This window comes from Variovorax sp. GW821-FHT09B01, assembly GCF_059418345.1.
On the sequence record NZ_JBWKPQ010000001.1, the window covers coordinates 813,105 to 828,812 of the forward strand.

Here is a 15,708-nt window from a genome sequence, read left to right on the forward strand (position 1 = left end):
GGCCCCTCGGCTTCATACAAAAATTATTTGTCTAAAACCGCAATATTAATTGCTTTTTTTATTGCATCGGCATGCCTATCGTTCGGGCCTGTACAACCACACCGAGGACCCCCGATGCTTGCCCCCCGCACCAACCCCGCGATGCTGTCGCCGTTCCATGTCGCGTTTCCCGTGCATGACCTCGCGCTCGCGCGCCGGTTCTATGGCGAGACCCTCGGCTGCCCCGAGGGCCGCAGTTCTCCGGACTGGATCGACTTCAATTTCTACGGTCACCAGATCGTTGCCCATCTCTCGCCCGAAGAGGCCGGAGTCGCGCAGAAGAACGATGTCGACGGCAAGGGCGTTCCGGTGCGCCACATGGGCATCGTGCTTCCGCGCGCCGATTGGGACGCGATGGCGGATCGGCTGAAGGCGGCCGGCATCACGTTCATCATCGAGCCCTACATCCGCTTCAAGGGCGAAGCGGGCGAGCAGGCGACGATGTTCTTCCTCGACCCATCGGGCAACGCGATCGAGATCAAGGCCTTCGCGAACATCGAGATGCTGTTCGCCAGGTAATCGCAAAGGTCGCGCACAAAGAAAAACGGGTTAGACGCCTGAGCGTCTAACCCGTAGATCTAGAACCGAAATTCTGGTGCGGCTGGCAGGAATCGAACCCACGACCCCTTGGTTCGTAGCCAAGTACTCTATCCAGCTGAGCTACAGCCGCGAAGCCTTCGATTATAGCCCGGAAATCGGCACCTACCCTTGCGGGCCGGCCAGTGCACCACGCCGACGATCTGGTGGCTGGCGTCCAGCGCTCGCCCAGCGAGGATTCGCCGTCACCCCTGCGGCTATCTGCCCGAGGACCGGCCGCTGCCTGGCCAGGTGGCAAGCGCTTGATCGGCGACGGCCTCCAGCACGTCGCGGCTGAAGCCCGCCTTGGCCTGCACCGCCATGCCGTGACACACGGCGCAGACATAGGCCGCCAGCGCATCGCACTTCGCATCGGAGGGCAGGTCACCCTCGCGCTTGGCGCGCTCGAAGCGCTCTTGCAACGTCGCTTGAGCTGCGGCACGGGCCTCGACCAGTGCTCGACGCACCGGCTCCGCGTCGTCCGACCCGGCCAGCACGCCGTGTATCGCCAGGCAACCCGCGCGTTCGGGGTCGCGGGTGTTCAGTTCCGCCGTGTTGTAGAGGATGTGCGCGGCAACCTCGCGCGAGGTCGGCAACTCGAGCGCGGCGGGGAAGAACGCGAGATAGTGGGCGTAGTAGCGCTCCAGCGCCTGCCGGAACAGGGCTTCCTTGTTGCCGAACGCCGAATAGAGCGCCGGGCGTTCGACGCCGATGGCTTGCGTCAGATCGGTGTACGAGGTGCCCTCGTAGCCCTTGCGCCAGAACATGGTCAGCGCGGCTTCCAATGCCTGCTCCACATCGAATTCGCGCTGACGTCCCATGAGTCGCACCACCTTGGTTTTTTCGTAACGATCGATATTAAACCGCTTGACGCTCTTCGTCCATTTTCGTATCGTTCGTTACGATACCGATCGTTATGAATTCCCGATGCCCGGGACACGGCGCCCGGTTGTCTTCGAAAGAGCATGTCATGCAGCAATTCTTGAAGGGCAAGCTTGCCCTCATCACTGGCGGTTCGCGGGGGCTGGGCGCCGCGACCGCGGAAGCGTTGGCCGACCTTGGTGCCGACATCGCGATCACCTACGTTGCCTCTGAAGAAAAGGCGAATGCGGTGGTGGCGAAATTGAAAGCCAAGGGCGTTCGGGCCCTGGCCATCCAAAGCGACCAGGCCGACACGACCGCGGCAAAGCCCATGGTCGACCAGGTGCTGTCGCACTTCGGCCGGATCGACATCCTCGTCAACAACGCCGGCATCGCCGTGCAAGGCAAGACCGTCGACGATCCCGCACTCGACACGGTCAACCTCGACCGGCAGTGGCAGGTCAACGTGATGGGAACGGTGGCCACCACGCGCGCGGCGGCACCGGTGCTTTCCGATGGCGGGCGCATCGTCTTCATCGGCTCCCTGCTGGGCACCCATGTTCCGTTCGCCGGGGCCGCCGACTACGCGGGAAGCAAGGCGGCCCTGGTCGGCTATGCGAAGGGTGTGGCGCGCGATCTCGGCAGTCGCAACATCACCGTCAACGTCGTGCAGCCGGGCGTCATGCCGACCGACATGGCGGCCGAGGTCCTCGGCGATGGAGTGCCGGAGGCGCTTCTGAATCTGCATCCGATACGCCGCATTGCGACGCTCGAGGAAGTCGCGGCCCTGGTCTGCTTCCTGGTCGGACCGAACGGCGCCTACATGACTGGCAGCGTGATCGACGTGGCCGGCGGTTTGGCCGTCTGAGCTTCAGCGGCTCGGCCAATGAAATTCGAACTGAACAACGTGCAAGACAAACACATGAGCAAGAAATTTGATGCGAAATCGACCGCCCAAGACGTGCTGGCGGATGTCGATCTGAAGGGCAAGCGCTTCCTCGTCACGGGAACATCGGCGGGGATCGGTGTCGAGACCGCGCGTGCGCTCGTCTCGCGTGGTGCCAGCGTTGTGGGACTGGTCAGGGACCTGGCCAAGGCCCAGGCGGCAGCGGCATCGGTGCGCGATGCGGCGGCGCAGGCCGGAGGCAGCTTCGAGCTGGGCGAACTCGATCTCGCATCCCTGCGAAGCGTGCACGCCAGCGCCGACAGACTGCTCGCCGACGGTCGTCCCTTCGACGCCATCATCGCCAACGCCGGCGTGATGGCCACGCCCTTCGGTCTGACGGACGACGGCTTCGAGATCCAGTTCGCGACCAACTACCTGGGCCACTTCGTTCTGATCCATCGGATCGAACCGCTTCTCGTCGACAACGGTCGCCTGGTCATGCTGTCGTCCCAGGCGCACCGCGTTGCCGATGTGGACCTCGACGATCCGAACTTCTCGGAACAGCCCTACGACCCGTTCGTCGCGTACGGTCGATCGAAGACGGCGGAGACCCTGTTTGCGGTGGCGTTCGACAAGCGTCATCGCCATCGTGGCGTCCGGGCGGCGGCGGTCATGCCGGGCAACAGCCTGACCGAACTGCCGCGCAACTTCTCGGCAGAGCAATTGCAAGGCCTGTTCGAAACCGTGGGCAAGGCGCGTGCCGACGCAGGTCTTCCTCCAGGGCAACTGAAAGATGTCGGACAGGCAGCGGCGACTTCGGTCTGGGCGGCAGTCGTTGCCGACGCGGACGAGATAGGAGGCCGCTATCTCGAGGACTGTGCCGTCGCTCCGGTGAACGATTCGCCCAATCCGTTTGCCGACGGTGTCAGATCTTATGCACTCGACGCTGGACGCGCCGAGCAACTTTGGGCCAGGACACAGGCACTTCAGGTCGATCGGATTGCAGGCGCTGTGCCCATCAGTCAATCCGTGCTACTTCGATAACTCTTCTTATCACAACAGCTTGATTGGGGAGAGAATCTCTCCCCATGAAAAGTAGCCCACCCACCTCCGAAGCAGCCGCAAGGCCTCGTGACCGAGGCGAGGAGGGCTTCCCCGGCCAGGCCGCCTTGGCGGCATTGCGCGCCTGGTATGCGGGAATGAGTGCACGTGCCAGCGTGGTTCAGTACCTCGGGCACGCGAGCACCGACGGACAGTCTTCCCGCGCGGTCCTGGGCGCCATTCGGCGCCAACTGGTCGTGCTCGCCGAAACACGTCGTCGTGCCGACATCGCCGCGCTGCTCACGCATCCCTCCACGGAGCGCGTGGCACGGGCAGAAGCGGTGCGCAATGCCATCGAAATCCTGCGCAAGCTGCCACCGCCCGCGCCCTTGGTGACGGACGAGGTCGGAGCCTGGCTGCCGCCACGCATCGCGAAGACATTGCACGGCCATGGCATCCGCACGCTCGCGGAGCTCACCGTGCGAGTGCCGCGGCGGCGGCGTTGGTGGGTTGCGGTCCCGGGACTCGGAGCGGCGGGTGCGCGCCAGGTCGAGGATCTCTTCATGGCGCATCCCGAACTGACGGAGCGCGCACGCGCGCTCGTCGTTTCCGACGCGCCGAATGACGTGGTGCCGTGGGAACGGCTTCATCTCCCGAACGATGTCGACGGATCCCGCGGCACCTTTCGCGCGCCGCCGGCCACCTGCGCACTCGGGGCAAGCAACGACTACCAGGCCATCCAGACCTGGCTGGCTCTTCAGGAATCGCCTGCGACACAACGGGCCTATCGCAAGGAAGCGGAGCGGCTCATCCTCTGGTCGATCCTCGAGAGGGGACGGGCCCTTTCTTCGTTGACCACCGAGGATGCGGTCGCCTATCGAGCCTTCTTGCGCCGTCCGTCACCCCGAGGTCGCTGGGTCGGCCCTGCGCGCCCGCGCGGCGCGAGTGATTGGCGACCGTTCGCGGGAGACCTGTCCGCGCGCTCCACCGCCTATGCGCTGTCGGTCGTCGGCGCCATGTTCCGCTGGCTCATGCAGCAGCGATACACCCTGGCCAACCCTTTCGCCGGCATCAAGGTTCGAGGCGGCGCACCGGCTCGGCCCCTGGCCGCCGCTCGCTTCTTCAGCGAGGGGGAGTGGAGGCTCATCCGCACGATCGCCGACGGACTGGAGTGGGGGAGAGGGTGGACGCTTCTCGCCGCGCAAAGGCTGCGTTTCGTCCTCGATTTCGCCTATGCGACGGGACTGCGCGTGAGCGAGCTGGTGGGGGCGAAGCTGGGGCAGATCGAGATCGACAGCCGCGGCGACCAATGGCTGCATCTCGTGGGCAAGGGCGCAAAGACGGCCAAGGTGGCCTTGCCCTCGCTGGCCCGCGCGGCACTCGATCGCTACCTGCTCCAGCGCAGCATTCCGACCACCCGTGCGCGCTGGAATCCGGCCTTGCCGTTGATCGGCAGCATCGATCTCGATAGCACCGAGGGGATCACCTCGGCCAGGCTCTGGAGCATCCTGCGCCGATTCTTCCTGCTTACGGGTGAAATGGTGGCGAAGGACAACCCTGCGCTCGCCGAAAAGCTCCGCCTCGCCAGTCCGCACTGGATGCGTCACACACACGCGACCCACGCGCTGGCGCGGGGGGCAGAGCTCACCATCGTTCGCGACAACCTGCGGCACGCCTCCCTGCAGACCACGTCCATCTACCTGCACGCCGATGAAGTCGCGCGTTCACGGCAGATCGACGAAGCATTTCCGTCTCGGGACTGATTGCTGAGCTTCATGGCCAAACGGGCCAGAAGCACACCCAACAACAGAACCATTGATTTTACATAACACTCATTGGATGAATTCGGCGTCACGGAGACATCGACCCGAAACGCAATGGTTGATCCAATAAGAAGTCCGGCATATGATGGCCCGAGCCCACTCTCAGCCACCGCTGCTTCGCCCGATGAATCTAGACACGCCCCCCGATCAAGCCACTTTCCGCAACGAGGTCCGTCGATTCATCAGGGACCGGCTGCCCGCCGACATCCGCGAACGCCTGCGCCTGGGCCATCCGCCGCGCAAGCAGGACACCGTCACTTGGCAGCGCATCCTCAATGAGAACGGCTGGGCGGCGCCGCACTGGCCGCGTGAGTACGGCGGCGCCGAGCTCGGCCAGGCCGAGCGGCTGATCCTGCTCGACGAGCTGTTTCGCGCGCCCGCGCCGCTGCCGCAGGTGTTCAACGTGGGCATGCTCGGGCCGGTGCTGCTGAAGTTCGGCACCGAGGCGCAGAAGCGCTTCTTCATGCCCAAGCTCGCGAACCTCGACCTCTGGTTCTGCCAGGGCTTCTCCGAGCCGGGCTCGGGCTCGGACCTGGCCTCGCTGCGCACCTCGGCCAGGCGGGAAGGCGAAGGCGAGGACGAACACTACGTCGTCGACGGCCAGAAGATCTGGACCACCACCGCGCACCTGGCCGACTGGGTGTTCGCGCTGGTGCGCACCGATGGCACGGGCAGCAAGCAGCACGGCATCTCCTTCCTGCTGATCGACCTGCGCAGCCCCGGCATCACGATCCGCCCGATCACTTCGATCGACGGCCAGCACCATCTCAACGAGGTCTTCTTCGACGCGGTGCGCGTGCCGGTCGACAACCTCGTCGGCGAGGAAAGCCGCGGCTGGGACTGCGCCAAGTACCTGTTGATGAACGAGCGCACCGGCATCGCCAACGTGGGCCTGTGCCGCGAGCGGCTGGACTATGCGCGCGAACTGGCGGGCCGCCTCACGCAGGCCGGCCGGCCGCTGGTCGACAGCCCGCGGCTGCGCGCCGAGATGGCCGTGCTCGACGCCGAGATCCGCGCGCTCGAGGTCACGAACTGGCGCTTCCTGCTGTCGAACGACACGGCGCGGAAGAACCCGGGCTTCGCCTCCGTGCTCAAGCTCAAGGGCACCGAGCTGCAGCAGGAGATCGCGCAGCTGCTGCAGCGCATCGCCGGCCCCGCGGCGATGGAGCGCCGCGCGCACGACGGGCCCGGCGCCGAGCACTGGGCCGGACCGCTGGCGATGCGCTACTTCTACAGCCGTGCCGCCAGCATCTACGGCGGCACGAGCGAGGTCCAGAAGGACATTCTTTCCAAGACGATCCTGGGATAGGCCCGCATGAACTTCGAACTGAATGAAGAGCAGCAGGCGCTGCAGGCCAGCCTCTCGCGCCTGCTCGGCGATGTCTACGGCTTCGAGCAGCGCCGCGCGATCGCCGCCACGCCCGCGGGCTGGAGCGAAGCGGTGTGGCGCCAACTGGCCGAGCTGGGCCTGACCGCCCTGCCCTTGCCGCAGGCCCACGGCGGTTTCGGCGGCGGCGCCGTCGACCTGCTGCCGGTGATGCAGGAACTCGGCCGCGCGCTGTCGCTCGAGCCCTTCCTTGCCTCGGTCGTGCTCGGCGCCACCGCGCTGCGGCTCGCGGGCGACGACGCCCTGCAGGCGCGCTTGCTGCCCGGCGTGGCCAGCGGCGAAGTCCGCCTGGCCTGGGCCCACGACGAAGCGGCCGGGCACCAGGCCCCGCTGTGGATCGAGACCGTCGCGCGCCACGATGGCGAGCGCTGGCGGCTCGACGGTGCGAAATGCAACGTGCTGCATGCCACGGCCACTCACCATGTCGTGGTGAGCGCGCGCGTGGCCGGCGCGCCCGACGATGCGCAGGGCCTCGCCCTGTTCCTGGTCGATGCCGAGGGCCCGGGCGTGCAGTGCCGCGCCCATCGCCTGGTCGACGACACGCCGGCCGGCGAACTGCGCTTCGAATCCGCCGCGGCACTTCCCCTTCACGATCCGCACGATGCCGCCATCGCGCAGCGCGCGCTCGAGGGAACCCTGGCCGCCGGCACCGCCGCGGTCTGCGCCGATGCCGTCGGCCTCATGGAGTCGGCCTACCGGCTTTCCGTCGACTACCTGAAGACGCGCCGCCAGTTCGGCCGTCTGATCGGCGAGAACCAGGCATTGCGCCACCGCGCGGCGGAAATGCTCGTGAGCCTCGAGATGTGTCGCAGCATGGCGCTGGTGGCGGCGGTCGCCGCCGACGATCTCGACGCACCCGGCGCGCGCGCCGACCTCGCGCGCGCCAAGCTCATGATCGGCCGCCACGGCCGCAGCCTGTGCCACGCCGCGATCCAGTTGCACGGCGGCATCGGCATGACCGAGGAGTACGCGGTGGGCCATTGCCTGCGCCGCCTCGCGCTGCTCGACCAGCTCTTCGGCGATGTCGATGCGCAGTCGGCGCGGCTGGCGGCGATGGCATGAGCGAACCCGTCTTCGAGACCCTGCGCTGGGACCTGTCGGGCCCGGTGCTCACGCTGACGCTGCACCGCCCCGAGCGCATGAACGCGATGACGCGCGCGATGCGCCGCGAACTGTGCCGCGCGCTCGACCTCGCGGATGCGCAGGACGTGGTGCGCGCCATCGTGATCACCGGCGCGGGCCGTGCCTTCTGCGCCGGCTTCGACCTGTCGGAAGGCGCGCAGGCCTTCGATCCGGCCGCGGCCGCGCGCGACGCCGAATCGGGCGAGGAAGCGGGTCGCGACGGCGGCGGCGTGCTCGCGCTGCGCCTGTTCGCGAGCACCAAGCCGCTGATCGCCGCCGTGAATGGCGCGGCCGTCGGCATCGGCGCGTCGATGCTGCTGCCGATGGACATCCGCATCGCCTCGCGCGACGCGCGCTTCGGTTTCGTCTTCGCGCGCCGCGGCATCGTGCCCGATGCCTGCGCGAGCTGGTTCCTGCCACGCGTGGCGGGCATCTCGAAGGCATTGGAATGGAGCATGGGCGGCCATGTCTTCGATGCCGAGGAGGCCCGCGCGGGCGGGCTCGTGAGCGAGCTGTGCGAGCCCGGCGAGCTGCTGGCGCGCGCGCAATCGCTGGCCGCGGAGATCGCCACGCATGCGGCGCCGGTGTCGGTGGCGCTCACGCGGCAACTGATGTGGCGCATGCTCGGCGCGCCGCATCCGATGGAGGCCCATCGCCTCGAAAGCGCCGCGCTGCGCTCGCGTGGCGCTTCGGCCGACGCCGCCGAGGGCGTGGCCTCGTTCCGCGAGAAGCGACCTGCGCGCTTTCCGGATGATGTCAGCACCGGCATGCCCGCGCCCTACCCCTGGTGGACGGAGCCGCCGTTCGCCCCCACCGGAGACACGACGACATGAGCCAGGTGATCCTCGACGGACGCGCCATGGAGCGCGACCTGCTGACCCGCCGCGCGCTGCAGGCCGCGCGCGGCCTCGATGCGCTCGGCGTGCGCGAAGGCGACGCGGTGGCACTGCTGTTGCGCAACGACTTCGCCTTTCTCGAGGCGCAGCAGGCCGCGGCCGCGCTCGGCGCCTACGCCGTGCCCATCAACTGGCACGGCAAGCCCGAGGAGGTGCTCTACATCGTCGAGGACGCGCGCCCGCGCGTGCTCGTGGGCCACGCCGACCTGCTCGCACCGGTGCGCGACCGCATCCCCGCGGACATCATCGTCGTGACAGTACCGACGCCACCCGAGGCAATGCGCGCCTTCTCGTTGACCGAAGAAGACGCCACGGTGCCGACCGATGCGCTCGAATGGAACGCCTGGCTCGCGGGCTTCGCGCCCTGGGACGGCCCGCCGATGCGCAGCCGCGCCACCATGATCTACACCTCGGGCACCACCGGCCGCGCCAAGGGCGTGCGGCGCGAGGCGGCCACGCCCGAGCAGGCACGCGCCTATGTCGAACTGCTGCGCAGCGTGTACGGCCTGCAGCCCGGCGTGCGCGCGCTGATCGCGGGGCCGCTGTACCACGCCTCGCCCAATGCCTACGCACGCCAGGCGCTGCCCGCCTGCGAGCTGCTGGCGATGCAGACCAAGTTCGATCCTGAAGCCGTGCTCGCCGCGATCGAACGCCACCGCATCAGCCACATGGTGGCCGTGCCCACGATGTTCGTGCGCATGCTCAAGCTGCCCGAGGCGGTGCGCCGGCGCTACGACCTGGGCTCGCTGCGCTGGGTCACCCACACCGGCGCGCCCTGCGCGCCCGATACCAAGCGCGCGCTCATGGACTGGTGGGGACCGGTGGTGTACGAGACCTATGGCGGCACCGAGGTCGGCACCGCCACGCTGAGCACGCCGCAGGACTGGCTGGCGTTTCCCGGCAGCGTGGGCCGGCTGACGCCCGGCGCGCGCATGGCGCTCTATGGCGAGGACGGCCGCCTGGTCGCACCGGGAGAGATCGGCGAGATCTTCGTGCGCGTGCCGGCCTATGCCGACTTCACGTACCACAACCATCCCGAGAAGCGCCGCGAGGTCGAGCGCGACGGCCTGATCAGCTGCGGCGACGTGGGCTACGTCAAGGACGACCACCTCTACCTGTGCGATCGCCGCGCCGACATGGTGATCTCGGCCGGCGTGAACATCTATCCGGCCGAGATCGAGGCCGTGCTGCTGCAATGCCCCGCGGTGCGCGACTGCGCGGTGTTCGGCATTCCCGACGACGAGATGGGCGAGTCACTGGCCGCGGCCATCGAATGCATGCCCGGCGCCGCGCCCGACGCGGAAGCGATCCGCGCCTTCCTCGCCGAGCGGCTGGCCCGGTACAAGGTCCCGCGCCGTATCGACTTCCACGCGTCGCTGCCGCGCGAGGACAGCGGCAAGATCTTCAAGCGCCGCCTGCGCGACCCGTTCTGGCAGGGCGCGGGCCGCAGGATCTGAGATGGCGCCCGCCACGGAAGCGATGGCGCAACGGCTCGCCGCCGCGCTGAGCCGTCATGCGGGACTGCACGGCCGCGTCGAGGCGCTGCGCCGCCTCACGGGCGGCGCGACCAAGACCACCTGGTCCTTCGAGCTCGCGACCGCCGACGGCCCTGTCGCGCTGATCCTGCAGCAGGCGCCCGCGGCCACATCCGAAAGAAGGGAATCGTCGGCACCGAAGCTCGATGCCGCCGACGATGCGCGGCTGATGATCGCCGCGCGCGGCCATGGCGTGCCGGCGCCCAGGGTGCGCGCCATCCTCGACCTGCACGACGGCCTCGGCCGCGGCTACGTCACCGAGCATGTGGAAGGCGAGACGCTGGGACGCAAGCTGGTCGCCGATCCCGCGCATGCCGGTGCGCGCGCCGCGATGGCCGAGCAGGCCGGGCGGATCCTCGCTGCAATCCATCGCATGCCCACCACCGGGCTGGATTTCCTGCAGCGGCTCTCGCCCGCGCAGGAACTCGCGGTCTACGCGGGCCTGCTCGATGCCACGGGCTTCCGTCATCCCGCGCTCGACTTCGCGCTGCAATGGGTGCGCCGCCATCTGCCCGCGGACGATACCGACGCGCTGGTGCACGCGGACTTCCGCACCGGCAACCTGATCGTCGGGCCCGAGGGCATCCGCTGCGTGCTCGACTGGGAGATCGCGCGCCGCGGCGATCCGATGCAGGACCTCGGCGTGCTGTGCATGCGGACCTGGCGCTTCGGCGCCGCGCCCGAGGTCGGCGGCTTCGGCGCGCGCGAGGCGCTCTACGCAGCGTATGAACGCGCCGGCGGTGCGCCGGTCGATCCCGCGCGCGTGCGCTTCTGGGAGGCCTTCTCCAACCTCAAGTGGGCCATCGGCTGCGTGCGCCGCGGCCTCGCCACCCGCGACGACGGCACGCCCGCGAGCCTCGAGCTGTGCGCCGTGGGCCGGCGCATGGAAGAGCCGCTGTGGGACTTCTTCCAGCTCGTCGATCGTTGAAGAAAGGAGCCGCGGCCATGTCCGACAGCGTACCGCCCGCCCCCACCCTGCTCGCGGCGACCGCGCGCTATCTCGAGGACGAGCTGATGCCCTCGCTCGAGGGCTACCACCGCTTCCAGACCCGCATCGCGATCAACGTGCTGCGCATCGTCGAGCGCGAGCTGCGGCTCGGCGCCGCGCACGACGCGGCAGCGCGTGAGCGCCTGCTCGCATTGCTGCAGGGCGATAGCTTCCCCGCCTCCCCTTCCCTCGCGCTGGCCGATGCGCTGCGCGAAGGCCGGCTCGACCCCGACGCGCCCGGCGTCGCGGCGCACCTGCGCGCCGCGCTGGCCGAAGCGCTGGCCATCAACAACCCTCGCTGGATCACCAAGGACCTCCCCCCATGAACTTCACCGAAGAACAGATCGCCTTTCGCGACAGCGTGCGCCGCATGGTCGAGCGCCATGTCGCGCCCATCGCCGCCGAGATCGACGAGAACGACCGCTTTCCCGAGGAGCTGATCCCGATCTACGGCGACATGGGACTGCTGCAACTGTGGGTGCCCGAGGCCTACGGCGGCCCCGGCGCCAACCTCACGATGGTGTGCATCGCGCGCGAGGAGATCTCGCGCGTGTCGGAGTCGTGCGCGCTGATGGCCGGCATGAACACCATGTTCGCGCTGCCGCTGATGCACTTCGGCACCGAGGAACAGAAGCAGCGCTTCCTGCCGCTGCTGGCCGAGGGCCGCACGGTGACGGCGATCGCGCTGTCGGAACCCGACTGCGGCAGCGACGTGGGCGGCATGCGCACGCGCGCGGTGGCCGACGGCGACAGCTACGTGCTCAACGGCCAGAAGCAGTGGTGCACCTTCGGCAGCCGCGCCGACTACATCCTGGTCTTCGCCAAGACCGGCGAAGGCGGCGGCGGCGACGACATCAGCCCCTTCATCGTCGACGCGAAGAACAGCCAGGGCCTGAGCTTCGGGCGCAACGAGCGCAAGATGGGCATGAAGGGCACGATCAACGTGCCGATCTACCTCGACAACGTGCGCGTGCCGGCCGAGAACCGCCTCGGCGAGGAGGGCAAGGGCTTCCGCTCGGCGATGCGCGCGCTCGACCTCAACCGCCCCGCCATCGCCGCGGCCTCGGTCGGTCTGGCGCAGGGCGCGCTCGACGCGGCGCTGGCCTACGCCAAGCAGCGGCGCCAGTTCAAGCGCGCCATCATCGAGTTCCAGGGCATCCAGTTCATGCTGGCCGACATGGCGATGCAGATCGAGGCCGCGCGCTGCCTGGTCTACGAGACCGCGCGCCTGGCCGACGCCGGCGACTGGGCCGCGCTGCCCAAGTTCGCGAGCATGGCCAAGTGCTTCGCGAGCGACGTCGCGATGAAGGTCACGACCGATGCGGTGCAGGTCTTCGGCGGCTACGGCTACGTGAAGGACTATCCGGTCGAGAAGATGATGCGCGACGCCAAGCTCAACCAGATCTTCGAAGGCACCAACCAGATCCAGCGCGTGGTGATCGCGCGCGAACTCATGCGGTGAAGCCGGGCGCGGGCGCCGCGCCCGCCCCGGCCTCGCCTCAGGCCAGCAACTGCCGCGCGATCATGTTGCGGTGGATCTCCGAGGCCCCCTCGTAGATGCGCAGCACGCGCAGGTCGCGGTACACGCGCTCGACGATGGTGCCGCGGCAATAGCCCGAGCCGCCGAAGATCTGCAGCGCCTTGTCGGCGATGCGGCAGGCCGCCTCGGTGCAGATCACCTTCACCATCGAGGCCTTCATGCGTGCATCCTCGCCGCGCGTGGCGCGCCACACGGCCTCGAACAGCACCATGCGCGCGGCATGCAGGTCCATCGCCATGTCGGCGATCATGTGCTGGATCGCCTGGTGCTCGGCCAGCGCCTGCCCGAAGGTGACGCGCGTGCGCGCATGCTCGATGGTCTCGTCGAGCGCGATCTGCGCCGGGCCCAGTGCCTGGCAGCCCACGTTGAGGCGGCCCTCGTTGAGCCCCGACATCGCGTACGAGAGGCCGCGGCCCTCCTCGCCCAGCAGGTTCTCCACCGGGATGCGGCAGTCGGTGAAGGTGATCTCGCAGAGGCTGTCGTCCATCCAGCCCATGGTCGGCATGGTGCGCGCCACCTCGAAGCCCGGCGTGGTGGTGTCGAGCAGGAAGGCCGAGATGCCATGCTTGCCGGCCGCGCGGTCGGTCGAGGCCAGCACGGTGATCGAGTGCGCATGGTTGGCGTTCGAGATGAAGGTCTTCGTGCCGTTGAGCACGTAGTGGTCGCCCTCGCGCTTGGCGGAGGTCAGCATCCGCGCCGCGTCGGAGCCCGCATGCGGCTCGGTGATCGCGATGCAGTTGCGCGAGCGGCCCGAGGCGATCTCGGGCAGCCACTTCTTCTTGAGGGCCTCGCTGCCGTGGTCCACGATGATGTGCACGCCCGGCCCGATGGCCGAGCGCACGAAGGGCCAGAACTGCGGCGGCAGCCGCGCGAGCTCGAGCTGCACCGCCACGCTCGTGAGGTGGTCCACCGGCATGCCGCCGTAGGCCTCGGGGATCGCCATGCCGTAGAAGCCCATCTCGCGCAGGGTGCTCTCGACCTGCTCGGGCACTTCCCCGGTCTCGTGGTAGCGCGGTTCGAGCTTGAGCAGCGCGTCGACGGCGTCTCGCGTGGCGACGCGCATCTCCTCGGCGTCGGCGGGCAGGTTGAAGTCCATCATGTCTCCTTTGGTAGAACCATTGATTCTACGCAAGCGAACTCGATCCTGCACGTTCCGTCGGCGACAGCGTGAGGATCGCCTTGCCGCAGGTGCGCCGCTGCGCCAGGGCGGCCAGCGCCTCGGGCAGCCGCGCGAAGTCGAAGGCCGTGGCCTCGAGTGGATGCAATCGCCCTTCGCGCCACCAGTCGCGGATCTCCTGCGCCAGCTGGCTCGCCAGGGCCGGCTCGCGCTTGCGCACCTCGCCCCACAGCACGCCGATGGCCGAGGCATTCGCCAGCAGCAGGCGATTGGCCGGCAGTTGCGTGAGCGAACCGCCCGCGAAGCCGACCACCAGCAGCCGCGCGCAGAACCCGAGGCAGCGCGCGCTTTGCGCACCGACCTCGCCGCCCACCGGATCGAAGACGAGGTCCACGCCCCGCGGCGCGAGCGCGCGCACCGCATCGACCCAGGCCGCATCGCCGTAGTCGACCACCGCATCCGCGCCCAGCGCGCGGCAGAGCTCGCGCTTGGAATCGCTGCCCGCCGTGGCGATCACGCGCGCGCCCATGGCCTTGCCCAGTTGCACGGCCGCGCTGCCCACGCCGCCCGCGCCCGCATGCACCAGCAGGGTCTCGCCGGCGGCCAGGCGGCCCGCATGGCGCAGCGCATACAGCGCGGTGGGATAGTTGCCGCGCAGCGCGAGCGCCACGCCGGGCGGCACGTCAGCCTCGAGCACCACCGCCTCGGCGCGCGGCACCAGCGCGTATTCCGCGAAGCCGCCGAAGCGCCCGGACGGCGTCGCGGCCGCCACGCGCAGCCCCGCATCGGCCCCGCCGGCCACGGTGCCGACCACCTCCATGCCGGGCGTGAACGGCAGCGCGGGCCGCACCTGGTAGCGGCCCTCGACCAGCAGGGTGTCGAGGAAGTTGAGGCCCGCCGCCTCGACCTTCACGAGGTACTCGTCGGCGGCCGGTATTGGCGTGGGCACGTCGGCGAGGCGCAGGCCGGCCGGATCGCCGATCGCCTCGACGCGCCAAGCCTTCATCGCAGCTCGGCGCGGCCGTGCGTCAGCACCAGCACGTCGCGCTCGAGCGCGCGTGCGCGAAACGCCACCTCGTTGCCGTTGCGCCAGCTCTCGAGGCGGATCGTCTCGCCCGGATAGACCGGCGCCGACAGGCGCGCGCGCATCGCCACCAGCCGCGCCGGATCGAGGCCGGCATGCGCCTCGAGCAGGCCCCGGCCCGCGATGCCCCAGGTCGCGAGGCCGTGCAGGATCGGTTTCGCGAAGCCCACCTTGGCCGCGAAAGCCGGCTCTGCATGCAAGGGGTTGAGGTCGCCCGAGAGCCGGTAGAGCAGCGCCTGGTCGGGCCGCGTGGGCAGGTCCAGCACATGCTCGGGCGCGCCCTCGGGCGTGGCCGGCGCCGGCGCGGCGGCTTCGTCGCTGCGGCCGTCGGCCTGGGAGAAGCCGCCGTCGCCGCGCAGGAAATACACGCTCTCGACGATGGCGAGCGCCTGGCCCTCGGCATCTGCCAGTTCCTTCTCCACATGCAGCACCGCGCCCTTGCCCTCGCCCTTGTCGACCACGCGCGTCACGCGCGTGCGCCCGAGCACCGTGCCCGACGGCGGCAGCGGCGCATGCAGGCGCAGCGCCTGTTCCCCGTGCACCAGCTTCATGAAGTCGATGCCGATCTCGCGCCGCTCACGCATCCAGAAACCCGGCGAAGCCAGCACCGCCGCCATGGTCGGCAGCGCCGCGAGCTCCTTCTCGTAGACGAAGCGCAGCTGCCTTTCGTCGAGCGGGTCGGCGCCCAGGCCGAGGCCGAGCGCATAGAGCATGGTGTCCCTCGGTGCGTAGTCGTGGCGAACCTCGCCGGATTGCCAGTCGCGGGCCTTCTGATAGTCGAGCATCGTCGCTTGCCTTGTCGTGTCGTGAATC

General features: G+C 68.9%; 15 protein-coding genes and 1 tRNA gene. 11 read left to right on the top strand and 5 right to left on the bottom strand.

Features of this window, described 5'->3' with window-relative positions; genetic code table 11:
* Positions 1 to 114: 114 nt before the first annotated feature.
* Positions 115 to 558, top strand: coding sequence for a VOC family protein (locus AC07RV_RS03470; RefSeq protein WP_296782435.1), 444 nt, complete (start codon positions 115 to 117; stop codon positions 556 to 558).
* Between the two features lie 74 nt (positions 559 to 632).
* Here the strand turns inward: AC07RV_RS03470 and AC07RV_RS03475 are convergent.
* Together AC07RV_RS03475 and AC07RV_RS03480 are read right to left on the bottom strand one after the other, a co-directional pair.
* Positions 633 to 709 (bottom strand) — tRNA-Arg (locus AC07RV_RS03475).
* A gap of 124 nt (positions 710 to 833) precedes the next feature.
* Positions 834 to 1,436 (bottom strand): TetR/AcrR family transcriptional regulator, encoded by a 603-nt coding sequence (locus AC07RV_RS03480; protein ID WP_296782436.1) that lies wholly within the window; start codon positions 1,434 to 1,436, stop codon positions 834 to 836.
* Between the two features lie 149 nt (positions 1,437 to 1,585).
* On the opposite strand from AC07RV_RS03480, the gene AC07RV_RS03485 reads away from it, so the two are divergent.
* From AC07RV_RS03485 to AC07RV_RS03530, 10 genes are all read left to right on the top strand, one after another.
* Positions 1,586 to 2,344, top strand: coding sequence for an SDR family NAD(P)-dependent oxidoreductase (locus AC07RV_RS03485; protein WP_296782437.1), 759 nt, complete (start codon positions 1,586 to 1,588; stop codon positions 2,342 to 2,344).
* Between the two features lie 54 nt (positions 2,345 to 2,398).
* Positions 2,399 to 3,406, top strand: coding sequence for an SDR family NAD(P)-dependent oxidoreductase (locus AC07RV_RS03490; RefSeq protein WP_296782528.1), 1,008 nt, complete (start codon positions 2,399 to 2,401; stop codon positions 3,404 to 3,406).
* 44 nt (positions 3,407 to 3,450) lie between these two features.
* Entirely contained in the window at positions 3,451 to 5,166 is a 1,716-nt protein-coding gene (locus AC07RV_RS03495) for a site-specific integrase (protein WP_296782438.1), read from the top strand.
* 184 nt (positions 5,167 to 5,350) lie between these two features.
* Complete coding sequence (locus AC07RV_RS03500) at positions 5,351 to 6,535, top strand: acyl-CoA dehydrogenase family protein (protein ID WP_296782440.1); 1,185 nt, start codon at positions 5,351 to 5,353, stop codon at positions 6,533 to 6,535.
* A 6-nt stretch (positions 6,536 to 6,541) separates the two neighbouring features.
* The gene (locus AC07RV_RS03505) at positions 6,542 to 7,675 is read left to right on the top strand and encodes an acyl-CoA dehydrogenase family protein (protein ID WP_296782441.1); all 1,134 of its coding nucleotides are present in this window, start codon (positions 6,542 to 6,544) and stop codon (positions 7,673 to 7,675) included.
* On the top strand, positions 7,672 to 8,568 hold the full coding sequence (locus tag AC07RV_RS03510; RefSeq protein WP_296782442.1) for an enoyl-CoA hydratase-related protein: 897 nt from the start codon (positions 7,672 to 7,674) through the stop codon (positions 8,566 to 8,568). The genes AC07RV_RS03505 and AC07RV_RS03510 overlap by 4 nt, the downstream gene beginning before the upstream one ends.
* Entirely contained in the window at positions 8,565 to 10,088 is a 1,524-nt protein-coding gene (locus AC07RV_RS03515; protein ID WP_296782443.1) for an acyl-CoA synthetase, read from the top strand. Before AC07RV_RS03510 ends, AC07RV_RS03515 begins: the two co-directional genes overlap by 4 nt.
* A 1-nt stretch (position 10,089) precedes the next feature.
* Positions 10,090 to 11,094 carry a phosphotransferase family protein gene (locus tag AC07RV_RS03520; protein ID WP_296782444.1) on the top strand — a complete coding sequence of 335 codons (1,005 nt, stop codon included), beginning with the start codon at positions 10,090 to 10,092 and terminating at the stop codon, positions 11,092 to 11,094.
* A 17-nt stretch (positions 11,095 to 11,111) separates the two neighbouring features.
* The gene (locus AC07RV_RS03525) at positions 11,112 to 11,480 is read left to right on the top strand and encodes a DUF6285 domain-containing protein (protein ID WP_296782446.1); all 369 of its coding nucleotides are present in this window, start codon (positions 11,112 to 11,114) and stop codon (positions 11,478 to 11,480) included.
* Positions 11,477 to 12,616 carry an acyl-CoA dehydrogenase family protein gene (locus AC07RV_RS03530; protein ID WP_296782448.1) on the top strand — a complete coding sequence of 380 codons (1,140 nt, stop codon included), beginning with the start codon at positions 11,477 to 11,479 and terminating at the stop codon, positions 12,614 to 12,616. The genes AC07RV_RS03525 and AC07RV_RS03530 overlap by 4 nt, the downstream gene beginning before the upstream one ends.
* 37 nt (positions 12,617 to 12,653) lie before the next feature.
* Here the strand turns inward: AC07RV_RS03530 and AC07RV_RS03535 are convergent, their stop codons facing one another.
* From AC07RV_RS03535 to AC07RV_RS03545, 3 genes are read right to left on the bottom strand one after another with little or no spacing between them, the layout of a single operon-like run.
* Complete coding sequence (locus tag AC07RV_RS03535; protein ID WP_296782450.1) at positions 12,654 to 13,790, bottom strand: acyl-CoA dehydrogenase family protein; 1,137 nt, start codon at positions 13,788 to 13,790, stop codon at positions 12,654 to 12,656.
* A 28-nt stretch (positions 13,791 to 13,818) separates the two neighbouring features.
* Positions 13,819 to 14,817 carry an NADPH:quinone oxidoreductase family protein gene (locus AC07RV_RS03540; RefSeq protein WP_296782452.1) on the bottom strand — a complete coding sequence of 333 codons (999 nt, stop codon included), beginning with the start codon at positions 14,815 to 14,817 and terminating at the stop codon, positions 13,819 to 13,821.
* Complete coding sequence (locus AC07RV_RS03545; RefSeq protein WP_296782454.1) at positions 14,814 to 15,680, bottom strand: MaoC/PaaZ C-terminal domain-containing protein; 867 nt, start codon at positions 15,678 to 15,680, stop codon at positions 14,814 to 14,816. Before AC07RV_RS03545 ends, AC07RV_RS03540 begins: the two co-directional genes overlap by 4 nt.
* Positions 15,681 to 15,708: the final 28 nt, after the last annotated feature.